Below are 25491 nucleotides of genomic sequence, written 5' to 3'. Positions count from 1 at the left end.
AAATAGAATTCATTAAATACTAGCGAAAATTAAATTAAGAATAATGCTCCAACAACTGCTCCAGCAGCTAATGGTCCAACGACTGGTACTCAAGCGCACGATCATTGTGCACTAGCTTTTGTTCCAGACATTACTTGGTAAATAAGTCTTGGCATTAAATCACGTACTGGATTTACCGGGAAACCTGTAGTTGGTAAATTAATTTTTAAAATTATTTGATCAATTCCTTGAAATATTTCTCAACTTTCTTATTTGTAAAATATACGAAAGTTCCTTTCATACCTCTAGTCAATAAAACTCTATAAGTATTTTTAATGATATCACTAGATTTTTTAATAGCTTCTGAGTCACCTTCTTTAATAAGAGCTTTTAAACCTTTTAGTGTTTGATCTGTTTTTGCCTTGCTTTCAAAGTTTGCAACCAACGCTCCATTAACTACGTCTAGATCATCGCCAACTATTACTCCGGCATATTCAAACTCTAATCCTTGGGCTGTATGTATTGAACCAATTTGATCAATTGAGTTTTTTTCTATAGATCAGGTTGTATTATGGTTTCATTGTTTTTCAAAATTACCTATAACAATATCATTAACAGTTTTATTGTTTTTACTTTTTCAATCTCAACAATATCCAGCCATTACACGAGATTTATTATTTTTAGAATTTAATTTATAAACGTTTTGATACATATTTAACACATCATCATAAATTCTGAAATCATAATTTATTTCGTTTTTGTCTAATATATTTACCGGAGTTTCTTTTATACATAATGCATTATCGATTCATTGTAAGTATCCATTTGAACCATTTAATCTAAACTGTGAATCTAATTCCATAATTATTATTTGTTCTTCTGAAATATTTATATCTTTTGCAACATTTACAATGGCATCAACACTACCTATATCACTACTTGTAACTACTTGGTTATCATCGACAAAAAATATTGGTAATCTAGATGAATTAATTATTTCCTTAATTTGATTTTCACCTTTATTTTTAAACATACCTGATTTCAAATTTAATCTTTGAGCTTCATCCACAATTAAACAATCATATTCATTTCAATTACTTTCAATAAATGAACCAGATCCCATTAATAAGGTATTCATTCTGCTTTTATTAAACTCTTTAATATCTTTATTTGATGCAACCTTATCTTTAAAAACATCTCTCAATGATGAGTTTTTAGAAACATACTTTGCATTTAAACCATCTCGCAGCATAGTTGAAAGAAGATTAAAAGCCAATACAGTTTTACCAGTACCAGGTCCACCCTTAATAATTAAAACTTTCTTTTTGTGTTCATTTGTTTTTTTACTTAATAGCAAACATTCTTCATAAATAACTTTTTGAGTATCTAATAAAACAAACTCTTTATTACCTTTAAGCATTCCGCCAGCATAATCAATTAATGACTTTGAAGGTTTTCTATCTTCCTTATCAATTGCTTCAAATAAGTTACTATCGTCACTTAATGAAATATTCTCATTAATAAATTTGATCATTTCTAATCTATCGTTTCTAAAAAATACAGGGGCTTTGTCCAATATTTCTTTATATATAACATTTAATATTGGTTCAGTTTTTGATTCATTATAGTTATGTAAGAACGAACAAGGAAGTAATCTAATTTCTTCATTGCTTAAAATTTTAGAGTAGTCTTTCATATAATCAATATAACTAGTTACTTGATATGAAGGATGAGTTGTTTCTCTTAATCCTCCACCTAAAGCAGTTTTAACAATACCATGTTTTTCTAAAACTACTTCTGCTTTTTGTCATTGTTTTAATTCAATGAAAATTATTGTATTTTTATTATCTTTTGATTTTCCAGAAATTAAAAAGTCAACCCTTTTGTTCAGCGATGGAATGCCATACTCAATGTAAACCATTACATCATTTGGCATTAGGGTATTAGAAATTATTGTGTTCATATGTTCTAATGAATTATTTCAAGATCTATATTCACTTGATCCACCACCGGCTATTCCATGCTTTTTAAAATTTTCTAAAATAATATCTGACGTATTTCCATTTAATATATCTTTAATAAAACCTTCTTTTGTATTTCTGTAAATTATCATATTATCTCGTATTAATTAATTAAATTATATCAATTGGTATCCTAGAAATGAATATAAAAAATCGCCTAAGCGATTTTTTGTTATTATTTAGTTTTTAAAGTATTAATTATTAAAATGCTAAATTAAAGATTAGTCCAACAACTGCTCCAGCAGCTAATGGTCCTACAACTGGTACTCATGAATATGATCATTGTGCACTAACTTTTGTTCCTGGCATTAATTGGTAAACTAGTCTTGGCATTAAGTCACGTGCTGGGTTTAATGCGAAACCTGTAGTTCCACCTAATCCAAACCCTACAATCATAATTGCAAGTCCTACTAATAATGGTCCGAATGATCCAATTCCTGCTGCGAATGCAGTCCCAGAAACTGCAAATCCACAAACGATTGCAACTAATACTGCAGTTCCTAAGAACTCAGCAAGTAATGCTGGCAATTTGCTGTTTGCTTCTTCATTGATACCTGTAACGTGCATTCCACGTACGTTTGCTACTTGGAATTCATCTCCAGATTTCATAGCAGCTTTAATGAAATTTAAGAATACTAAGTTTAATAAAACTTGTCCTAATACTGCTCCAACTAATTGAGCTGCAATAGCTAAGATTATTCATCATGCTTCTCCACCAGCAAATGGTTCAAAGTTTGATCCAATTAAAACTGCAAGAGATACAGCTGGGTTTAAGTGAGCTGCTCCACCAGATAATGCTGCAATGAAAGCAGCTACTGCTACTGCAAAACCATATCCGATTGAAATAGCAGTTCATCCAGAATTTTCACCATTAGTTTTTTTGAATACTACATTGGCAACAATTGCATTCCCTAGTAATACTAGAAGTGCTGTACCAAATAATTCTGTAAGAATTAATGTTGTTAATGTCATAAATTTACTCCTTATTTATTTTGTTTGACGTGAGGTTAAAAATAAAATCACTTTTTAAATTATATAATAAATAATTTAAAATAGTAAAAACGAGGTACAAATGATGAGAGATTTATTTTTGAGAAAAGTTAACTATTTCTATGAATATCTAAAAAAATTAAATTCAAGAACTAGTATAAATAGTTCTCAAAAAGAAGCAGAAGAATTTTCAAGGGAAACAGGAATTGTTGAAATGGTGAATGAAATGGAAAGTGTTTTTTTTGAGTTTATCGATTGATTACTTATTGATGAAAAATCAATTTTTAACAAAAAATGAATGGTTGAATTTAAATTTTCATTTCTATACATCAAAGAATATTTAAAACAAAGTAATAATATTTTAAATAATTTTCAAGAAACAAAATTTTATATGCCGCTCCACCATAATATAAAGTCATTTATTTTATTTATTTATTCCTTATTAGATAAGGCGACAACATTAAATTTTATGTTATCAGAATATAATAAATTTGAATTTGATATGTTTAATGAAACAGAGTGGGAAGTTATCGAAAATAAGATAAAAAACATAAGTTTTAGCAAAAAAAAATACAATGAATTTATTGATGATTTTAACTATCCAATATTTAATGATGGTATAAAAGATGCTAGAAACATATTTGAACATAGAACAATATTTTTTACAATAGACAACTATTCTCAAATTTGAACATCAAATTTTCATTTTAAAGAGCATATTTGGATTTTAATTTATATTGTTTTGTATTATCTAATTAAATTAACTTCAAAATGAGACAAACTAACCATAAGGGAATTGCCCAAAAATTTATATGCTAAGATGTTACAAAAATAGAATACTTTTTTTAAAAATGTATTTTACTTTTTTTTCAATACATTGAATGGGATTAATTTATTTAATGTTTGATTAGCCCTTAAAGAAATAGGACTGTTTTCATTTATTTTTTCTTTTGCAACTCTAGTTCTAATTATTTCTTCGATGCTACCATTCTCAGTTTCGGAATAAATAATTCCAGTTCTTTTTTCCATCATCATATTTTTTCTAAAATTGCTGTTTTGTTTTAGAAAAATATACATTAAAAATGATTCACGCAACTCATCTCAATATTGTTCTGGTTGTTTTTTTGTTGTTTTTTTTACAATATCAATTGTTGTTGTAATAGAATCCAAATATTCTGAATCGCAAAAAAAATTAGTCTTTTCTTCTAAATGTTTTTTCGATATGAAATTAATTTTATATTTTTCGCCACTTAATGTTGCTTCTAAATGAAAGCCTTTTTTTAACAATATTGCCAAATACCCATTAAACCAGATACATTTAAGTTTGCCCTCATCAATGTACACCTCATCACTTTTCAAATAAATTGCCGACGGACTTATTCCAGTTTTTATAATTACAACATCAGAGTTTTTTAATGTGTATTTATACTTAAATTCCCTATCAAATTTATTTCAACTAATCTTTGTGAAATTTTCAAACTTTATTCTGTATTCAATAATTGAAAAAAATGCCAAAAATAATTCCGATTCATTAATAGAAAGCTCATAATTAGGATAATTAAGTAATTTGAAATTAATATCATAAATTGACTTTTCAATCTCCGATCAAATTTTTTCTAGATATTTAGTTGAGTCATTATCAATTTGGAATTTTGAATAAATTCCCTCCGTTGTTGCTCAATAATTTATTGTTTCATTATTTACGTCATTTATTTTGATGGTGTCATTATCAAAAAAAATCCCTTTAACATTTTTCTTATTTTTCAAAAAATAATCAATATATTCTTTTAATAACCATTTTGGAATTTCGTGAGCTAAGTATCTTTTCATATTGAAATTATACTTTTAATTTATTAAATTAGAATTTATATATGTATGCAAGTAAATTAAAATTAACTATTATATAATTTACAAATAGGTACCTAATGAAAAAATCAGCATATCAATTTTTAATTGAAAATAAAGAAAATGAAATATTGTTACAAACAATTTATAATAAATTATCTAAACATGAAAGTTTAGATATTAATGAAATTGCAAAGGAAAGCTTCATTTCTAAATCAGGAATTACACGTTTCTTTACAGCTCATGGTTTTGATGGTTTTAAAGAATTTAAATATATTTTGTTAAATGAAGATCAATCATTTGATACAAAAATTTCTCCAAAACAAATTGAAGAAGAAATAATGATAAAACCAATTCAAGTTACTTCATCTTTAAATGACGATCAAATATTCTTGGATTTAATAAAAGAAATTAAAAAAGCAAATACTATTTATATTCATGCAATTGGTGGAAACAATTCTGTAGCTTATGAATTACAAACTCGTTTAGAAAGATTTGGTTTCAAAACTTCTTTTTCAACTGATACGCATTTAATGTATGTTAAATTAGTGAATTCAACTAAAGATGATTTATTAATAATATTAAGTTATTCTGGAGAAACTAAAGAAACTATTAAGATTGCAAAAGCTGCAAAAGAAAGAAATGTAACAATTACCTCTATTACTAGAAAAAGTGAAAATACCCTTTCTGCTTTGAGTGATATTAAATTATTTACTGATAGTTCTGATTCAGTTGTAAAGATAATGGCTTTTAAGTCCAGAACTTCAATGTTTTATATTGTATTTAAATTAACAATATTAATATATTCAAGTGATATTGAAAAATATAATTCAATATTAAAAAATAATATTTACTAAATTAGTTTCATATTTTGGAACTATTTTTTATAAGACAACATTTTGTTGTCTTTATTTCATTATCAATGAAAATGATATTGTAAGGAGAATACATATGGCAAAAGCAAGAGATGTCGCATTAGACATCAAAAACGTAATTGGTGAAGAAAACATTATTTCTTATACAAATTGCATGACTCGTTTGCGTGTTAAAGCTAAACCCAACTTTGAAAAAGAAAATTTAAAAAAAGTTGATGGAGTATTAGGTTTAATAGTTGCAGGTGAAGAATACCAAATAGTACTTGGTCCTGGTTTTGTAAATAAAGTTGCATTAGAATTTTCAAAAATTGTGTCAATTCAAAGTAGTGAAACAATAAATGAAAATTTAGATGCATCTCAAAATAAAACAGCTGCCGAAGTTGCTATTGAGACTAAAAATAAATTACGCGGAAAAAGCGGCGTACAAACTTTCTTAGCAAAAATATCAAAAGTATTTACCCCATTAATTCCAGCATTTATTGGTGCAGGATTATTAACTGGGATTGCAGGTATCTTATCTTCAACAGTTAACGGAGATTTTACTGGACACGATACATTAAAAGCCTGAAACGGTGTTTTAAGTATAATGTTAACTTTATTAACAAACGTATTTATAATTGCTGTTGGTTGAAGAATGGCAGAAGAATGAGGTGGAAATCCTGGTATTGGAGCAATGATTGCTGCAGTCTATACACCTTTCGCTGGTGCTGCGATGGCAGGATTATTTATTGGTGGAACTGATGGAGTTTATAACTTCTTAGGAATAACAATAAATAATATTGAAAAGAACTGGTTAACAGTTGGATTCATAACTTGATCAACTACTACCCCAAGTGTTGCTTCATTAGGTGCCCCACATGCTGGACTAATTGGAGCAATGATTGCTGTAGGTACAACTATCTTTGTTGAAAAACAATTTAGAAAAATTATGCCTGGAGCATTAGATACAATCTTAACTCCTGTAATAGTTATATTCATAATGCTAATGATTAACTTGTTTTTAATTATTCCTGTTGCTGGATATATGTTTACTGGTATTACTTGATTATTTAACAACCTATATACAAACCCATTTGGTGCTTCAATACTTGCAGGTATATTCTTATTTGCACTAGTATTTGGAGTTCACCAAGGATTCTTACCAATCTACTTTGCATTAATTGCTGAAACTGGAGTTAATGGATTGTTCCCGATCTTAGCAATGGGTGGAACTTCACAAGTTGGAGTAGCCATTGGTTTATACATAATGGCAGAAAAAGATTCATTATTAAGAAAACAAATTTCAGGTGCTATTATTCCTGGTTTCTTAGGAATTGGTGAACCCTTGATTTATGGAGTTTCACTTCCAAGAATTAAACCATTCGTAGTTTCTTGTATAACAGCAGCCTTCGGTGGATTCTACATTGGAGCTATTAGTTTATGAGGTGGAGTTCAATTAGGTATGAACGCTCCTACTGGTCCAGGTGGATTAGTTGCAACAATTATGATGACTACAGTTGATGGTAATGTTTTAGTTGGAGTAATGGTATATTTATCTGCAGTAATATTGACATACTTCTTAGGAGCTATGTTTGTAATGTTTGCTTATTCAAAAATTGCATCTAATGGCTCAAATAAAACAAAAGAAATTTATAAATCAGATATAAACATTGGTAAAAAAATTGGTTGAACAATTGCATTTCTAACAATCGTTGGAATATTTGTTTCATGATTTGTATGATGAAATAAATTAACTGACACTCAAAAATTAGAATTAAAAGGACAAAAAGTTGAATAACTTTTTGAATAATACACATGAATAAAATAAACTTAAAAAATATTGACACTGAAAAAAGAAATCAAAACTCAAAAGGTTTAGATTTAAAAACAACTGTTGAAGTTTTAAAAACTATCAATAGTGAAGATAAAAAAATTGCAATTGCAATTGAAAAAGAAATCAATACAATTGCAACTATCATAGATTTAATATTTGAAAAATCATTTAAAACTAATGGAAGACTATTTTATGTTGGAGCTGGATCTTCAGGGCGTATTGGAGTACTTGACGCTTCTGAAATGCTACCAACATATGGTGTGGGTGATAAAATCTTTGGTCTAATGGCTGGAGGAGATAAAGCTCTAAGATTACCTATTGAAGGAGCAGAAGATGATAAGCAACTAGTTATTGATGATCTAAAGAATTATAACTTTAATAAAAATGACTCAGTTATTGCTATAGGAGCTTCTGGAAGAACACCTTATTGTATTTCTGCATTGGAATATGCAAAATCAGTTGGAGCACTTCCTATTGGATTAAGTATGACTTCTAATTCAGAATTCAGACAATATACAGATCACATTATTGAAATAGTTTCTGGTCCTGAAGTTGTAACTGGTTCAACTAGAATGAAGTCAGGTACTGCAACTAAAATGGTTGTAAACATGATATCAACTACCCTAATGATTAAATTAGGAAAAGTATATGATAACTTAATGGTTGATTTAAAAGCTACAAACGAAAAATTGGTTTCTCGTACAATTGGTATTGTAAAAGAAATAACAAATATTAAAGATGAAGCTAAAATCAAATCTACATTAGAAGAATGTAACTGAGATTGTAAATTAGCAATTGTTGTACTATCAAAAAATATTACAGTTGAAGAAGCTAAAAAAGCATTAGAAAGTAATGACAATGTATTAAGGAAAGTAATAAATTAATGTTAAGTGATTTAAAACTTTGACAACGTAATTTAGTATTAATAATGTTTCTAATATCAATATTGTTCTTCATTATTGGCGTTATAATTTTTGGATTAATAACTATTAATTTAGCACTACCCTTTTGGATTACTTCTGTTTTACTATTTGTATCTACAACAATCACTTGAATGGTATTCAATAGAATAAATAGATAACATGAGCTTATTTATCTTAATACCTATATTATTTTTTGGAGCAATATTAATATCTTCACTTGGTTCAATATCTGGAGTTGGTGGAGGTGTATTATTTGTACCACTATTAACAATGTTGTTAAGCAATGAAGGATCTGATATTAAATTTATTTCAACAGTTCTAGTATTTGTTGGGTCTTTATTTAACGTTATATTTGGGTTAATTAGAAAAGAAATAAGTTTCCTTGTAATCGGAATTTCACTAGTATTTTCAATACCATTTGTTCTACTAGGAAATTATTTATCAGATTTGATTAGTGAAACAATATCTCAAATCATTGTAATAATATTTTTAATTATAGTAACTATTCTATTGATACTTTCTGAGTATGTGTTTAAACATAAAGATAACAATATAGTTGTTAGTTCTAATTGATACACAATAAGAACTAAAGATAGCTCAATTAACTTGTTTAAATTAATTACCATTATAATTCTTGGATCTCTTATTACTGCAATTACTGGTATGGGTGGAGGCCCAATACTAATGCCACTACTTTTGTTGTGAGTTGGATTATCAATGAAAGGTTCTGCTCCTATTTCTCATATCATTATTGCTTGTACATCTTTAGTAAATATAATAATTAATTATTCAATGTTTCAAAATACAGAAATAATGATTAACTATATATTGCCAATGACAATTGGTGTGATTATTGGTTCAGTAATTGTTGTGTTTGTGAAAAAATATATAAAAAATGAAATAATAATTAAATGAATATTAATATCTTTAATTTGAATATCAGTTCTAAAAATGATTATTGACTTGTTTTAGAATAGAAATAATTTACATAATAAAACCACAATATTAAATTGTGGTTTTATTATTATTCATTTTACTGATTATTTTGATCTTGCATATTTTTTGCAATTTCAATTAAATTTTCATCCATTTTTCTTTTTTTATCTTTCTTGTTTTCTCTATCAACTCGTATTGCAATAAAAATAAATGATACTCAATTGGTACATCCAATAATGTTAATAATAATTTTGGCTGGCGACGCATGACCCAATGTATAAACATAATTTCCAACCAAACTATTAGTTCAATAGTAATATTCCTTACCATTTGAAATTACAATTAGAACATCATTAATATCACCTATTAAAAAATCAACTGATGATTGCATGCCATTTATATCAATAGCTGTAGTCATATTATTTAATCTTGATATAAATATTGAAAGCATAACTACTATAGCAATTGGAACAACATTAAGTACTAAATAAGATTTTTTTATGTCTATTTTTACATAATAAACATAAAATCAACTTGAAATAATAGTAAATATTGAAAAAGAAATAATTGTTATCATCCCACCAATTGCTACACCATCTGTATTAATTTTTGCTGCTCCAGTTACATAATTTAATTTAAATAAGTTATTGATTGAAAAAAAGTTTAAATGTAAAGCAGCTTGGTCGCTAGGATAAATATCTCCTGGAATATATAACTTTTCATTGGCATTTGTCATTAGAATTGTTCCTAGAATTGTTATTATTATTCATAATATTAAAATAAACGATAAATAATATTTTTTTGCCTCAATTTTATCTTTAAACATAAAAAAACCCTTTTATTAATTATTTCAAAAATGCAGAAAAAAGCAATAATATTTAACACATTTTTTGTTAATTAATTTTGAAACATAATTCATCCCTAAACATCAAATTCAACGGTTAAATATTTGTCAACAAGCATTTGACTAAAAGTTCCTACCCCTACATGTTTGTATAACTTTGTAAATAAATGTTTCAACTCATAGTTTTGTTGATCATGAATAAATAAATATTTAGTTATTTCAAGATTGTTAAAATCCTTAATTATTTTATTTTTTATTGTCATTTTTTCTGGTAACGATCAATAAAATTTATTATTTGCTTGATCATATTTAGTCATTTTTCCGTATTCTTGTCCACCCTCATCAGCAAGAATAATTTGTTTAGAATTATCAAAAGTTAAAAAACCCGCTTGAAAGGTAAGTATTTTTAAATTATCACGATATCATAAGAAATTTGTTCGTTGTACAACAGCTAAAATTTGCTTAACTGTGTATACACAATCAATTAATAATAAATCTTTAGTTGAACTAAAAATTAAGTTCTCATGTTCAAGTTTATATCTTAATATCATAATTAATTCTTTAACAATCATTTTGTGTGTTCCAATAAAATGATCAACCAAATCTGGAATATCTAAATAGTTGGGATAAATTTTTAAGAATCTTTCCATACTTGTAATTTCATATAAAAAACAAGTAACTAATAAATTGTCATAATCAAGATTAATATCTTTTTGTTTTAATTTTTCTGTTAAACGATTATAAAAGTAATTAATAATATGATAATTATTTAAAAATATAAATTGCTTAATAATATTTTTGTTACGGTTAGTTTGATTATTTGCTGAATTAAACTTTGAATTTGAATAAGCAACATTAAACATTAATTCATCAAGACTATTATAAAACTCATGTAAAGTTAGATGATTGTCTTCTAATATTTTTGTTAACGTATCTTTTTTATATAATCCATAATATTCAATAACTTGTAGTTTTAAAAGAGTTTTACTTTTATATCAACGTTGTAAACTTTTTAAAATTAATTTGTGTGTATTTTTTTCTAGAATAATAGTTGAATCATATGGCAATTGCAATTCAAGCTTTTCATGTTCTAACTTTTGCACATTCGGAGCAAACAAATTTCTTAGTCCAATTGTTAAATCATACTTTTGATCAATATTTGAAATTAGATCATAAACTTCTAATCTTGATTTCAATTCAGTTTTACGTAAACCCCTTCCCAATTGTTGTAGATAAACAGTTTTTGAATTTGTTGGGCGAAGCAAAATAATGGTATCAATTTCTGGAATATCTATTCCTTCATTAAATATATTTACAACACATAAATAATTAATTCGCCCTGTTTGAAACTCATGCAAAATTCTTTTACGATCTGAAGTATTTTCAGAAGTAAGATATGTTGCTTTTAAGTGTTTGGTTTGTAAGTAATTTGCAACAATTTTTGCATGTTCAACTGTTGCGCAAAAAATTAAACAAGTTGGTCGAGCATAAATACCTAAATACTTTTCAATTGTTGAAAATAGTAATTTGTTTCTTGACGTAGTATTAATTTTTTTAAATACCTCTCGATCCGAAGTTAAGTTTGTTCCCAATAAGTTCGTTTGAGAATCGTCAATACAAAAATAGTCAAATGGTGATAGTAGTTTTTGTTGAATTGCATCTCACAGGCGTAACTCATAAGCAATTTCATTATCAAAATACTTTTTAATATCTTGATTATCTTCACGTTCAGGCGTTGCTGTTAAACCAAGAATTTCTTGGGGTTTAAAATAATTATAAACTTTATCAAAACTATTGGCAGCTAAATGATGCGCCTCATCAAATACAATTACATCAAAATCATTTGGTTGAAACTCTGTCAATTTATTTGCCAAAGATTGGATTGTTGCAAACAAGTGAGTTGGTTTTTCACTAAGAATTTTACCGTCATATAAAACATCACCAAATTGTCTGTTTTCTAAAACCTGACGATATGTATTAATTGCTTGATCAATTATTTCTTTTTGATGGGCTAAAAATAGAAGTTTAACAGGCTTAAGATTTTGTTCTGTTAATTTTTTATAATCAAACGCAGCAACAGTCGTTTTACCTGTCCCTGTAGCCATAGTAATTAAGTGTTTATGTTTGTTTTGAAAACGGCGATAAGCTAAACTTTGCATTATCTCTTTTTGAAACTTAAACAAAAATCGACGTGGTTGAACAAATTCATCAACTGAACTGTTTTTATATTGATTAATTTGGTTCAATTGAAGTTGCTTTAATAGTTTTTCTCGTTCAATATCATCTTTAAAATCAACTAACGGTTCTTCTCAAAGACGCTCAAACTCTGTAGACATTTGTTGTACAAGTTCAAAGTTTGTTTCAGATGTTAATTTAATATTTCACTCCCTACCCGTCATGATCCCTTTGTAAGTTAAATTAGAAGATCCTATTATGACACTAGTTTCCTGGTAGTTTTTAAAAATAGCAGCTTTTATATGAATTCGCTGGCTATGTCTTTCTAAGTTATCTTCAACTTTAATATGTATATTTGGATAATTAAGTTGAAGTTTTTTTAATTCATACAAATCATTAAATTTTGCTTGATGATCAAAAGTTGTTGTAATGATATTTATTAAAATGTTTTTTGACAAGCAGTAGTCAAATTCTTCTGTTAATTTGTTTAACATACTCTTAGAGATGAAAGGATAAATCAAATTAATTTCATGGGCTTCACGCATTGCGAATTTAAATTCAGTTAATAGTTGTTGAGTATCTTGATTAGTAAAAAACATAAACTATACCCCTTTGTGTGTATATATTTTATCAAAAATAGTTCTTTGACATAAAAAATACCTTAAAACCAAAAACAATCTGATTCTAGTTATTAAGGTATTTATCTTCTTATTAATTGAAATAAAAATTAATGTTTCACTATTAATTAATAATTTTACCTTGAGCAACTTTTGGTGTTCCTCCACCTTTGACATTAAATTCTTTTTTTTGCATAATTTCTATTGCAGAACGTATCGAGTTACTTTTACATAAGTATGTTTTATCTTTAAGATTAATGAACTCAATAACACTATTAGGATTATTTTTTAAGATAATATCTGCAATTTGCTGTGCATCTTTTATAGAAATTTCATCATCATTAATTGATGCATAGTTGATATCTTCTTTATTTTCAAATTTAACATTAATATACTTATTAATTAATTGTTGTCTACGTTTTTTGTCATGCTCAACTAAAAGATCATTTACTGTAATTTTTAATTTTGAAAGATTTTCTTTTCATAAAATAATTTTATATTCTTTTAAATTCAACTGACATTCTTCTAATAACTTAGTAACAGTTGAACTTTTAATTTTAGCTGTTTTATATTTATTCATTAAAATTTCAAGTTCTGCGTGTTGTTCAGCTTGCTGAAGTTTTACTTCCTTATCTAAATTTTCTTTTGTAGTAGCTGCATAGAAACGATAAATATTATTACCTTTTTTCTCAATTGAAAAAATACAAAATAGTTCAATTTCACTAGTGTTATTAATATGAGTACCACTGCAAAGTTGGGTAGAGATATCACCAAACCTAACAATACGAACGTCATCTCCCAATGATTTCTCATTGAAATCAGTTGATAAACCTCATTCATTTTGAGCTATTTGTTTGGTTGTAAAAAGTTCAATCTTTTGAGCCTTTTTACCAATTTTATCAATTACTCGCTTTGTGATTTTAGCAACTTCTTTACTATCAATTTTTTGTTTTATAGACATATCTAAACGAATTGTACGTTCATTATTAAAATATCCTTGACCTTGACTATCAGGGAAATCTTCAATAACTGTGTCATAAAATAGATGAGCTGCTGTATGGTTTGCACTTACAAAATTGCGATGTTTAATATTTAACTCACATACAATTGAATCACCTACTACTAAATCTGTGATTAATTCAACTTTATGTATGACCTCATCATCAACAAGTTGTAAATCCAAAATTGCATATTTTTGTTCATTGTGAACAACAAATCCTAAGTCACAAACTTGTCCAGCAATAGTTGGAAAAAAGATAGTCTCATTTAACTTTAATAATGTGTAGCTACTTGTATTTTTAAATTCATTGACTGTTGTTTGTAAAGTCGTTAATTTATATCCTAAAAAATTCTTAATCATAATTTACCTCATAATATTATAACTTCAAAATTTTTTGAGTTTGATTCATAAATAAAAAAGATAACTAATAGTTATCTTTAATGATTATTTTGTTTGCTCCAATATTAAAAAACTCGTTCAGTTGCTGGAGTTGGAGAAATATAGTTATTTGAATCTACATTCATTCCTTTTTCAGTTGATAAGTTATCTATCATTTCTATTTCTTCTTCTGTCAATTTAAAAAGAGCTAAGTCATTTAAATTTGTTTCAATTCTTGAAGGTGTTACTGATTTGGGAATAATTGCAATTCCTTTTTGTATTGCTCATTTCAAAGCAATAGCTGGAGAATCAACTTTATATTTTTGAGAAAGTTTTACAAAGTGCTCTAATTCAGATACTTTTCCTTCCATCATTGTTTGTCAACTAGTAATTGCAATATCATTTGCTTTAGCAAAATCAACTACGTCTTGTCTGATTGCGTTTGGATTTAATTCAATTTGATTAACCATTGGTTTAATTTCTACTGACGAGATTAATTCTTCTAATTGTTTTTTATTGTAATTAGATACCCCAATTGCCCTTACTTTGCCTTCTTTGTAAAGTTGTTCAGCTGCTTCATACGCAACCTTACCAAACGGTAAAGGTCAATGAACTATTAATAAATCAATATAATCTGTATCAAGTTGTTTTAAAAATACTCCAAAATCATCTTTATAAATTTTTATATCCTTGCTAACTGGTCATAGTTTAGTTGTAATAAATAATTCATTCCTATTTTTATTAGATTGTTTTATACCCTCTCTTACAATGTGATGATTTCTATAAATATCTGCAGTATCTAATAGTTCATATCCACTGTTAATTGCATGAGCAATAGCTTTTACACCAATTGCTTGGTCTTGAATTCTGTAAGTTCCAAAACCAACTTGAGGCATCATTATACCATTGTGTAATTTGATTTTTAAACTTTTTGCTTCTGACATATTATCTCCTTAATAAATTGTTATCATATCTTTATTATATTCTTTATTAATGGATAACCTATCAAATAAAAAAACAACTCTTAAAGTTGTTTTCATTAATATAGATTATTAACAGAAATATTATAGTGTCCATTTAATGTTTTTAAAATTCTATTTGATTACAAAAAAAATTTTTTATTAAATATTCACCTTTTTTTCAGTTTTGTTTAGTTTATTGTAAACAATCGAACTTTATGGAATCTCTAAAATAAGTTTTTTATAGTCTATTTGTTTATAACTTGTGCTTTTTAAAAATCTTTGAAACATAAGTATTCAGAAGTTTCAATTCTAATTTTAATTTTGAATTTTCTGGAATTCAAAATTAAATTCTTCTGTAGTCATATCAAATTCTCATTTTTTTCAATCAAATATAATATAACCATCTTTGAAAACAAACTTTGATTTAAACTCAAAATTAAATTCAAATTCTCTTTTAAAAAGTTTTTTAAATCTACACGGATTTTCAGAAAACTCTTTACTATTTTCATCTTTTAAAAATTAGATTTCTGGAATATTTTTTAAGTAATTAATCATAAATCTCCATTTTTATATTACTAATTTTAGCAAAATAAAAAACTTGATAAATCAAGTTTTATAATTATAAAGTTAATTATTTTGAATAATCAAGGTCTTTACCAATATGTTCAAAATTCTTCATTTCTTGCTTTCACTTTTCAATTCTTTGTTCAGCTGTATTATATGCATGCTGTCCAAAGAATATATGATCAACATCTAAATTTTCATCTACAATTTTAATTAATGCATCCATAGCTTTATATGGATCACCTGCTTGTGATCCGTTTCATTCAGCTCATAGTTCATTCATTTTTGTTATTTCTTTTTTATATGGGCCTTCTTTTACAACTGCGCTAAGTGAAGAATTATCTAAAAAGTTTGTTCTAAATGGTCCCGGCATTATAGACGTCGATTTAATATTAAATTGATTTAACTCTAAGCTAAGAGCTTCTGATAGTCCATCAATTGCAAATTTTGTTGCATTATATGCCCCTCAATATTTATCACCAACAAATCCATAACTTGAACTTATGTTTATAATTCTTCCTTTATTTGCTTTTCTCATAATTGGTAGTACATTTCTAATTGTGTTAAATGTTCCAAAAACGTTTACATCGAATAAGTCTCTAATTTCTTTATCAGTTACTTCTTCAAATGCACCAAAAATACCGTAACCAGCATTATTAACAAGTACATCAATTGTTCCAAATTTATTTATAGTTTGTTTAAAAGCTTCAATTATACTTTTTTCGTTTGTAAGATCTTTAATTTCTAATCCTAAAAAATTATCATTATCAATATCTTTAAATGAATTCATATTACGAGAGGTAGCAACAACTCTATCTCCTTTTTCTAATAACTTATTTACTAGAATTTGTCCAAATCCTTTACTTGCTCCAGTAATAAATCAAGTTTGCTTTTTCATATATTTATTTTCCTTTTATTAATAAATTAATTTTAATCTATTAAACCTTTATTATTTACTCCAATTTTATTAAATATGTATTACTCATGACAATAGGTAATTAAAAAAACTTGGAGTTAACCAAGTTTTTTTATAAATAATAAATTCAATTATTATTTGTTTTTGATAGCTTCAATACCTGGTAGGACTTTTCCTTCCATATATTCTAATGATGCTCCACCACCTGTTGAGATGTGTGTAAATTTATCAGCAAACCCTAATTGAATTGCAGCTGCTGCAGAATCTCCACCACCAATTAGTGTGAATGCTCCATCTAAGTTTGCAATTGCTTCACAAACTCCAACTGTTCCAACTTTAAAGTTTTCCATTTCAAATACACCCATTGGTCCATTTCAAACTACAGTTTTTGCACCTTTTAATTCATTCTTAAATAGTTCTATTGATTTAGGACCAATGTCTAGTCCCATTACATCATCTGGAAGATCTACTCCTGAGAATGTTGCTTTTGAATCTTTAAAATCTGTATTGTTAGCTGAGTCAATTGGTAAAATGATTTTTCCATTTGCTTTTGCTAAGTATTCTTTTGCTAATGCAACTTTATCTTCTTCACATAATGATTTACCAATATTGTGACCTTGAGCTTTAAAGAATGTATATGCCATTCCTCCACCAATTAAGATTTTGTCTGCTTTTTTTAATAAGTTATCAATTACACCAATTTTGTCTGAAACTTTTGCTCCACCAATAATTGCTACAAATGGTTTAGCTGGTTTATCAATACCAGCAGCTAAAGCTGATAATTCTTTTTCAACTAAGAACCCAACACAGCTATCAGAGATATTTGATGCAATACCTACATTTGAAGCGTGAGCTCTGTGTGCTGTTCCAAATGCATCATTTACAAATACTTCACCTAATGAAGCTCAATATTTACCTAATTCAGCATTGTTTTTTGATTCAAATTTTACTACTTCACCATTGGCAACATCTTCAAAACGTGTATTTTCAACTACAACAATTTCACCTGCTTTCAATGATTTAATAGCTGTTTCTAATTCTGCTCCACGTGTTTGAGAAATGAATTTAACTTCTTTTTTTAATAATTCTCCCAAACGTTTAGCAACAGGTGCTAAAGATTTTTTAGCCTTATCAGCTTCTTCTTTTATTCTTGATAAATGTGAGAATAAAACAATTCTTGATCCTTTTTCAATTAAATGTTTAATTGTTGGAATTGCTGATTTAATTCTGTTGTCTTCTGTAATAACTCCATCTTTAATTGGAACATTAAAATCAACTCTAACTAAAACTACTTTACCTTCAACTTTAACATCGTGTAATGTTTTTTTCATGTGTATAACTCCTTTGTTAATAGATTAATTATAACTTTAAAATAAAAAACCTTTCACCAAAGTTGGAAATTATTAACTACATACTAATAATTTATTTGTCTATCTTAATAATATTTTATCCACTATTTATATTTCTATCATTATTTTAATAATAATTTCTCAACTAATAAATTTATTTGATAAATTATTATTATATTTATATATAATAAAAATATTAAAGGAGATAATAATTATGAAAAAATTAGTATATATACTAGGATTTTTGACATTGACAAGTTCAACTGTTACCAGTATTGAAATTTTAAATAAAAATATTAATTATCAAAATATAAACAATAATCCAAAAAGTTTTAATATATCTGAAAATAATGAAGTAGAACAAAAGACAACAATTTATATTGACCAAAACGGTAATAGAAAAAGTACAACTGATTTAGATTTAACAGATTTAAATACAGAAGAAATTATTAAAATTGGAAATCATAATGGTAAAGCTATTTTGTTTCCAAAAAATGTAAAAAAAGTGCCTAGGGATCTCCCAAAAGGAATCACAGATTTAACTAGTTCATTTAGAAGTTTGAAAAGCAACAAAGTAGAGGGTATTCAACATTGAGACACATCAAATATAACAAATATGTCTCACATGTTTAATTCAACAGTAAACTTTAATCAAGACATTGGTGATTGAAATACATCAAATGTAACAAATATGGCAGAAATGTTTAACTCATCATTTAGCTTCAATAATAACATATCTAAATGAGATACATCAAATGTAACAAATATGGCCAGCATGTTTTCTAATGCTAAAGTTTTCAACCAAAGTCTAAATAACTGAAATACATCAAATGTAACAGACATGTCTCAAATGTTTTTTGCAGCATCTAATTTTAACCAAAAAATCGATGATTGAGACACATCAAATGTAATAAATATGAGTAGTATGTTTTCTAGAGCCGAGACTTTCAATCAAAGCCTGGACAGTTGAAATACATCAAATGTAACAAATATGTATGGTATGTTTTTTGGAGCAATAAATTTCAATGGATTAATAGCAAATTGAAATACATCAAATGTAACAAATATGGGTAGCATGTTTTTAAATACACCTAACTTCAACAAAGATATATCTAACTGAAATACATCAAATGTGATTGATATGTCTCAAATATTTATGTCATCAACTACTTTTAATCAAGATTTAAGTATTTGAAACGTTTCTAAGGTTAAATACTATTTAATGTTCGATTTGGGTGCTGACAACTGGGAAGATAAAAATAAGCCAAATTTTACTCTTTAATAAATAAGAAAATAGTCACAGCAATTTTTTTGAGTTTTTATCAATAGTCAATATTTAATTTGGCTTCAAATGATTGCTCTTTTGCTTATTAAATTCTCTAATACTAGACTATAGAACTATAATAACATTCACAAATTAAACGTAAATTTGAAACAAATGTGTAAACTAAAGCACTGATTAAGCTTAAAATATTTCATACACACCACCTTCATACCTGCCTTTGAAACAATTTCCATTACATTTTTATAAACTAGAAAAAATGTAATTAGACAAATAAATGCTTTTTAGACAATAAGTAAACAAAATTGTGCCTATTTTGAGTATTTATTCAAATTATTAGTAAAAAAAATTAGCTATTTATGAGAACTTAAAAATGTTATCTTAAGCGATAACATTTTGTTTTTGAGTTCTTTTATTGACAATAAAGTTATATAAAACGAAGAATCCTAAAGCAATTGCAAGTATAAATAAAATTGCAATAATGAATCATAATATTCCAGGGATTGATAAACCTGGGATTGGATAACCCGATTCACCTCCATTTAAATGAATATTCATAAAGAAGTAATGATATTGTGTACCTACTGGTCTATTTGATTGATAATAAAATTCACCACGAATTAATTCACCAATTCCTCAAATCAATGGGTATGTAAAGCTTACTCATATTTTTTTAGTTACTAATGTTTTTGTATCAATAGTTGATGATTTTTGTCTAACAATTAAAACAAAAATAATAAACATTAATGGTCCAATTAAATGAAGTGATTCTTGAGTGAATCAATTTATAAATCTTCAAGATGATATTGCCATTTCACCTTCACTATTTTTTATGAATGATAAGGGAAATAACATTGTTTGAAATATCAACATAGTAATTGTTATATAAGTTGCGATTGCATAAGTTAGCAAATCATTGTCAGTTATAGATTTTTTATTTCATTTTATTACTGATATTAAACATCAAAGTATTACAAAAATATTTGATTGAGATGTGAAGAAAGTAAAATAAAATATTGTGAATCCAGCATAATCATAACCATTTAAATTTCCATTTGAAATTTGCCACATGTTTAGACCGCTATCTGGATCAGTAAATTTGGTTGCTATGTTTATCATTCCATCCATATAATCTGTTAATAGTGCTACAAGAATTAAAATAGCAATTGATAATTGAAATCAAAATTTTCAGTCCTTTAATATAATTCATTTATTTTGATTTGTTGTTTCCATAAAATTTTTCATATATTAATTTTATACTATTTGAAAAAATATAATAAATTTTAAAGAAAGAGAAAATCTTCAAATCATTTTTTTATATAAATAAAAAAATAATCTATAAAGATTATTTCATATCGTATCTGTGTTGTTTTCTATCGTTTTCTTTTAATCAACGTTTTCTTAATCTAACGTCAACTGGAGTAACTTCAACTCATTCATCTCATTCGATAAATTCCAATGCTTCTTCAAGAGTAAATTTTCTTGCAGGAGTTAATTTAGTTGATTCATCAGTTCCTGATGAACGTGTATTAGTTAGTTTTTTACCAGTTGTTGGGTTAACATTTAAGTCATTTGCTCTTGAATGCAATCCAACAATCATACCTTCATAAACTTGAACTTGTGGTCCTAAGAATAGAGTTCCACGTTCTTCTAAGTTACTTAAAGCATAAGGTAATGTAACACCATCAGCCATAGAGATCATAACTCCATTTTTTCTAGCAGGTATTTTTCCTTTGTATTCTTCATAAGCCTTAAATGATTTAACCATGATACCTTCACCACGAGTTTCATTAACAAATTCTGATTTAAATCCAATTAGTCCACGAGTAGGTACTTCAAAAGTAATTTTGTCACGTATACCATTAGAATCCATATCAATCATGATACCTTTTCTTAAATTTAAATTATTAATTACTGTACCTTGGTATTCTGTTGGAACATCTAAAATAACTCTTTCAACAGGCTCTGTTTTATTACCTTTTTCATCTTTATGGAAAACTACTTCTGGTCTAGAAATTCCTAGTTCGAAACCTTCACGTCTCATTGTTTCAATTAAAACTGATAAGTGAAGTTCACCTCTACCAAATACTTTAAAACCATCAGCTGATGATTCAGATAAAGCGTCCACACGTAACCCTACGTTAACTTCTAATTCTTTATCTAATCTTTCTTTAATATTTCTTGTTGTTAAAAGTTTTCCCACTTTACCAGCAAATGGTGAAGTGTTAACTAAGAAGTTCATTGACATTGTTGGTTCTTCAACCAAAATTGGAGCCATTTTAACTAATTTATCTGAAGCACAAATTACGTCTCCAATTGTTAATTCATCAATTCCTGAAACAACAACTATTTCTCCAGCTTGTGCTTCAGTAACAGCTACTCTAGCCATACCTTGATAAACAAATAATTTGTTAATTTTTCCACGAGTAGTTGTACCATCATTTTTAGCGATACTTACTGTTTGGCCTTCTTTTAAAGATCCTTGAAATAATCTACCGATTCCTAATCTACCAATGAATGAATCATAACCTAATGAAGAAACTTGTAATGCTGTATCTTCTTTAGATTTTGATTCTGGATAAGCTCCGACTTCATTGATAATTTGTTCAAATAATGGAGATAAGTCTTTTGATTCTTCTTCCATTGATGATTGAACAATTCCTCTTTTAGCAATTCCAAACATTGTTGTAAATTCTAATTGCTCGTCATTGGCATCAAGTTCCATAAATAATTCTAGAACTTCATCAACAACTTCCATTGCACGTTGATCTGGCTTATCAATTTTGTTAATTAATAAAATTGGCTTTAAACCTAAATCAAGAGCTTTTGAAAGTACAAATCTTGTTTGAGGCATTGGTCCTTCTGATGAATCTACTAATAGAATAACTGTATCTACAGTTTTCATAATACGTTCTACTTCTGAAGAAAAGTCGGCATGGCCGGGTGTATCAACTATGTTGATTTTGTAATCTTTATATTCGATTGCACAGTTTTTTGAATAAATAGTAATCCCACGTTCTCTTTCTTGGTCGTTTGAATCCATAACTTGGTCAACAACTGCTTGGTTATCTCTAAAGACACCTGATTGTTTTAAGAATGCATCTACTAAAGTTGATTTTCCTGCATCAACGTGAGCAATAACTGCAATATTAATAATTTTTTTCATGTTTACTCCTGGTTTTGATTGATAATGTATTTAATAATAATTGTATATTAGTTATTTAATAAATGTGTTTTTATGTTATCGATATTTTCAGAACCTCTAATCTCATTTCATTTTTCATTTTCATATTCTAATAACTCATCAATTCTTTCTTCACCAATATCAAATTCATCTAATATACTTTCAGCAAAGTACAAGAAGAAATAGATTCCTGTCCCAGTTTCTCTAGCAAAATTTAAAATTACTTCAGCATGATAATCTTGCTTTTTTGTCATTGCTTGTAAATCTAATAATTCTCCATAAAGACTAACTGTTCAATTTAATATGTCATACATTAGATCTACAAGTTCTCCAGCTATTACATCAGTTTGAGGAACTACTTTATTATAAAATGAAGTTAACATTCTAAAACTTTCTGAATCAACTGCTTGATTTAATGAAACAGCTCCAAAGTATGCTTTAGTTTGCTCATGCAAAGTTACCAAATGTGAAGCTAATATATCAAAGACTAATTCTTCTTTTTCTGAACTTATTTTGTTGAAGTAATTTTCCAACTCATCTAAGAACATTCTAAAAACTGAAGTTGTTGATTTGATTTTTGAATATGTATCTTCAAGTTCAGTAATTCTTTCAAAGTTATCAACATTTTTTAAAACATAGTTGTTAAATGAAATTGTCAGTTTATTTTCAAATTGCTCAATAGAATCTGATTCATTTCAAAAGTTCACGGCATCATATGTAAAATTTATAATTCACGAATGTCTGTACTCTGCAGTTGCATGCAAGAATAGTAATTCAGTTTTAATGATGTTTATACTTCTTTTTTCTCAGAAGTCTCTGTTTCTTACATATGTCAAGTCCATGTGTCGCTCCTAATTATTCTCCAAAATACTCATCAAGTATTGCTTTGTGGATATTGATATTTTGCATAACTATATTTGCATCAGCATCTTTATTTAAATCAGGATGATATTGTTTTGCAAGTTTTCTATAAGCCTGTTTTAATTCATTAGAGTCAGAAGTTGAAGTTAGTCCAAACATTTTCAAAGCGTTTTCAACTGAATTGTCCATATAAACTGTTTGAGTCTTTTCAACAAAATCATCAATGTTTTCAAATGTAGATTCTAAACCAATTGTTTGAATAAACGTATTATCTTGTCCATATTCATTTTTATAATCAACCATTGACAATGTAAGTTCAGTTGATTCTTTTAAAACACGAGAAAAATAAAACGAATCATTTAAACCTAAATCTAAAAATTCTAAAATTAGATTTTCATCTATTGCTTGATTTATATAGATTGTAGACTTTTTAATAATATTTTCATACCCATTAATAATCTCAGTTGTTGCTATACCAATATATCTTTGAATCATTCTTTCAGATGTATCAAATCTCTCAAATTTATCATCAACTATTTCATAAAACTTTTTAATACATAAGTACCCATACTTTTTAAGGGCAACCAATGTTAGTTGTGCTAATAAAGCATCATATGTTGAATATAGTTCAGCTTGAATATTTAAAAAGTGAGTGGCTCCAGGAACAGTAATAAAAGATTCATTGATTCCCATAATTTTAATTTCTTTACTAAATGATTTATTTATAAATGCGCTTCTTTGTTTTGAAAGAAGTGCATTTAAAGATTTTTCATATGAATCATTTATAACTTTTACAATAGACGTATCATATATGACTCTCTCAGACTCGTTTTTAGTCCATTCGATAAAATACTCATCAATGTTTGTTTTACTGTAATTTTGTGTCTTAGACTTGCTTCAAAATGCCATATGTCTCCTATTTTAATAACTTCGATACTTCTTTATAGTTTTGATAGTTTTTTTCTACTAAATATCAAAAATCTTTTGAATGATTTTTATGAATTGTGTGTGCTAGTTCATGGTTAATAACATAATCCATACATTCAATTGGATAATGGATTAAAGTTGTATTCAATATAATTTTATCAAGTTCTGGATAACATACACCTCATCTTGATTTCATTAATTTAACTGATAAGTTTTTAATATCTAATTCATTCTTTTTAGATCAATATAATAATTTATCTTTAAAAAAATCATAATATAAAATTGATAGCCTTTTATATGTATTACTAATAAACTCATCTTGATTATCATACATCTTTACGACATTTTTGTTTTTAATTGATGCAGTTATATTTGTATTAATTATTTCGAAATCTTTATACTCACCAAAAATTTTAATCTTTAATATATTTCCTTCAATAATAAATGGATATCTTGTTTTTTGATTTTCAACCATCATAAGAATTTTTTTAATATTCTTATAAATCAGTTGTTCAATTTGTCAGTCTTGTGAATATACTGGAGCCGAAACAATAATCTTTTGATTATCAATTCTTAATCGAATACTTTTTTGATCTTTAATTTCTAAAAAGTATTCGATTAACTTTCCGCCGTAACTAAGTTGTTTTTTTAATTTCATATAAATATTATAGTTATAACTAATTGATTACAAAAGACTTTCATTGATATAATTTAATTAATGAGGTTTTTATGATTCAAGTGCTTATTATTTTAGGAGCAATTTCTTTTTGCGCACCATTTATTATTTGAATGGTTGTCAGATTTTTAGATAAGCAAAGACAAAGACCAATGTATTACAAAAAACAAATTATTGGTTTTTCATTTTTAGTTTGTTTTTTATTAATGATTTTATTTTTGGGATTATCAATTGCACTTTCTCTTTAAATTAAAAAGTTGGATTAGTTCATTAAATCCCAAATAAATAGTCATCATGCAATTAAATATTAAAAATAATTTAAAGTTTTCTTTTACATAACATCATTATTTTGATCTGCAATTTTTAAATTTTTA

Annotated in this window: 22 protein-coding genes; 7 read left to right on the top strand and 15 right to left on the bottom strand. The window is 26.8% G+C overall.

From position 1 onward, the window contains the following. Positions 1 to 29: 29 nt before the first annotated feature. The 3 genes from STIUS_RS03755 to STIUS_RS01070 form a co-directional block, all read right to left on the bottom strand. The gene (locus STIUS_RS03755; RefSeq protein WP_256365774.1) at positions 30 to 155 is read right to left on the bottom strand and encodes a hypothetical protein; all 126 of its coding nucleotides are present in this window, start codon (positions 153 to 155) and stop codon (positions 30 to 32) included. Between the two features lie 56 nt (positions 156 to 211). Then, positions 212 to 2092 carry a DUF2075 domain-containing protein gene (locus tag STIUS_RS01075; protein ID WP_162649439.1) on the bottom strand — a complete coding sequence of 627 codons (1881 nt, stop codon included), beginning with the start codon at positions 2090 to 2092 and terminating at the stop codon, positions 212 to 214. Between the two features lie 109 nt (positions 2093 to 2201). Then, complete coding sequence (locus tag STIUS_RS01070; RefSeq protein ID WP_162649438.1) at positions 2202 to 2972, bottom strand: MIP/aquaporin family protein; 771 nt, start codon at positions 2970 to 2972, stop codon at positions 2202 to 2204. A 100-nt stretch (positions 2973 to 3072) separates the two neighbouring features. Here STIUS_RS01070 and STIUS_RS01065 point away from each other — a divergent pair, with 100 nt between their 5' ends. Continuing rightward, positions 3073 to 3825 carry a hypothetical protein gene (locus tag STIUS_RS01065; protein WP_162649436.1) on the top strand — a complete coding sequence of 251 codons (753 nt, stop codon included), beginning with the start codon at positions 3073 to 3075 and terminating at the stop codon, positions 3823 to 3825. Positions 3826 to 3848: 23 nt separating this feature from the next. Here the strand turns inward: STIUS_RS01065 and STIUS_RS01060 are convergent, their stop codons facing one another. Further along, positions 3849 to 4820 (bottom strand): hypothetical protein, encoded by a 972-nt coding sequence (locus STIUS_RS01060; protein ID WP_162649434.1) that lies wholly within the window; start codon positions 4818 to 4820, stop codon positions 3849 to 3851. Positions 4821 to 4915: 95 nt separating this feature from the next. Between STIUS_RS01060 and STIUS_RS01055 the strand changes: the two genes are divergently transcribed. From STIUS_RS01055 to STIUS_RS01040, 4 genes are all read left to right on the top strand, one after another. Continuing rightward, positions 4916 to 5692 carry a MurR/RpiR family transcriptional regulator gene (locus tag STIUS_RS01055; protein ID WP_162649432.1) on the top strand — a complete coding sequence of 259 codons (777 nt, stop codon included), beginning with the start codon at positions 4916 to 4918 and terminating at the stop codon, positions 5690 to 5692. 94 nt (positions 5693 to 5786) lie between these two features. Continuing rightward, positions 5787 to 7487, top strand: coding sequence for a PTS transporter subunit EIIC (locus STIUS_RS01050; RefSeq protein ID WP_162650034.1), 1701 nt, complete (start codon positions 5787 to 5789; stop codon positions 7485 to 7487). A gap of 17 nt (positions 7488 to 7504) precedes the next feature. After that, on the top strand, positions 7505 to 8407 hold the full coding sequence (gene murQ / locus STIUS_RS01045) for an N-acetylmuramic acid 6-phosphate etherase (protein WP_162649430.1): 903 nt from the start codon (positions 7505 to 7507) through the stop codon (positions 8405 to 8407). 198 nt (positions 8408 to 8605) lie between these two features. Beyond that, on the top strand, positions 8606 to 9418 hold the full coding sequence (locus STIUS_RS01040) for a sulfite exporter TauE/SafE family protein (RefSeq protein WP_162649428.1): 813 nt from the start codon (positions 8606 to 8608) through the stop codon (positions 9416 to 9418). Positions 9419 to 9479: 61 nt separating this feature from the next. Here STIUS_RS01040 and STIUS_RS01035 read toward each other — a convergent pair whose 3' ends face one another. From STIUS_RS01035 to pgk, 6 genes are all read right to left on the bottom strand, one after another. Then, a complete protein-coding gene (locus STIUS_RS01035; RefSeq protein WP_162649427.1) occupies positions 9480 to 10208 on the bottom strand; it encodes a hypothetical protein in 729 nt (242 codons plus the stop codon). A gap of 95 nt (positions 10209 to 10303) precedes the next feature. After that, positions 10304 to 13000 (bottom strand): DEAD/DEAH box helicase family protein, encoded by a 2697-nt coding sequence (locus STIUS_RS01030; protein WP_162649425.1) that lies wholly within the window; start codon positions 12998 to 13000, stop codon positions 10304 to 10306. A gap of 142 nt (positions 13001 to 13142) precedes the next feature. Next, positions 13143 to 14378 carry a hypothetical protein gene (locus STIUS_RS01025; RefSeq protein WP_162649423.1) on the bottom strand — a complete coding sequence of 412 codons (1236 nt, stop codon included), beginning with the start codon at positions 14376 to 14378 and terminating at the stop codon, positions 13143 to 13145. 104 nt (positions 14379 to 14482) lie between these two features. Further along, on the bottom strand, positions 14483 to 15340 hold the full coding sequence (locus STIUS_RS01020; protein WP_162649421.1) for an aldo/keto reductase: 858 nt from the start codon (positions 15338 to 15340) through the stop codon (positions 14483 to 14485). A 649-nt stretch (positions 15341 to 15989) separates the two neighbouring features. After that, positions 15990 to 16820 (bottom strand): SDR family oxidoreductase, encoded by an 831-nt coding sequence (locus STIUS_RS01015; RefSeq protein ID WP_162649420.1) that lies wholly within the window; start codon positions 16818 to 16820, stop codon positions 15990 to 15992. Positions 16821 to 16972: 152 nt separating this feature from the next. After that, entirely contained in the window at positions 16973 to 18169 is a 1197-nt protein-coding gene (pgk, locus tag STIUS_RS01010) for a phosphoglycerate kinase (protein ID WP_162649418.1), read from the bottom strand. Between the two features lie 232 nt (positions 18170 to 18401). On the opposite strand from pgk, the gene STIUS_RS03670 reads away from it, so the two are divergent. Further along, complete coding sequence (locus tag STIUS_RS03670; protein ID WP_203234707.1) at positions 18402 to 19469, top strand: BspA family leucine-rich repeat surface protein; 1068 nt, start codon at positions 18402 to 18404, stop codon at positions 19467 to 19469. Between the two features lie 381 nt (positions 19470 to 19850). Here STIUS_RS03670 and STIUS_RS01000 read toward each other — a convergent pair whose 3' ends face one another. From STIUS_RS01000 to STIUS_RS00980, 5 genes are all read right to left on the bottom strand, one after another. After that, complete coding sequence (locus STIUS_RS01000) at positions 19851 to 20702, bottom strand: hypothetical protein (protein WP_162649416.1); 852 nt, start codon at positions 20700 to 20702, stop codon at positions 19851 to 19853. Positions 20703 to 20814: 112 nt separating this feature from the next. Next, positions 20815 to 22635 carry a translational GTPase TypA gene (gene typA / locus STIUS_RS00995; protein WP_162649414.1) on the bottom strand — a complete coding sequence of 607 codons (1821 nt, stop codon included), beginning with the start codon at positions 22633 to 22635 and terminating at the stop codon, positions 20815 to 20817. A 47-nt stretch (positions 22636 to 22682) separates the two neighbouring features. Further along, positions 22683 to 23495 (bottom strand): hypothetical protein, encoded by an 813-nt coding sequence (locus STIUS_RS00990; RefSeq protein ID WP_162649412.1) that lies wholly within the window; start codon positions 23493 to 23495, stop codon positions 22683 to 22685. A gap of 13 nt (positions 23496 to 23508) precedes the next feature. After that, entirely contained in the window at positions 23509 to 23673 is a 165-nt protein-coding gene (locus tag STIUS_RS03770) for a DnaJ domain-containing protein (protein ID WP_371807436.1), read from the bottom strand. A gap of 757 nt (positions 23674 to 24430) precedes the next feature. Then, the gene (locus STIUS_RS00980; protein ID WP_162649410.1) at positions 24431 to 25099 is read right to left on the bottom strand and encodes a M48 family metallopeptidase; all 669 of its coding nucleotides are present in this window, start codon (positions 25097 to 25099) and stop codon (positions 24431 to 24433) included. Positions 25100 to 25170: 71 nt separating this feature from the next. On the opposite strand from STIUS_RS00980, the gene STIUS_RS00975 reads away from it, so the two are divergent. Next, positions 25171 to 25365 carry a hypothetical protein gene (locus STIUS_RS00975; protein WP_162649409.1) on the top strand — a complete coding sequence of 65 codons (195 nt, stop codon included), beginning with the start codon at positions 25171 to 25173 and terminating at the stop codon, positions 25363 to 25365. Positions 25366 to 25491: the final 126 nt, after the last annotated feature.

It is taken from the genome of Spiroplasma sp. TIUS-1 (assembly GCF_010365785.1).
Classification (GTDB): Bacteria; Bacillota_I; Bacilli_A; order Mycoplasmatales; family Mycoplasmataceae; genus TIUS-1.
This window is presented reverse-complemented; position numbering and strand designations above follow the sequence as displayed.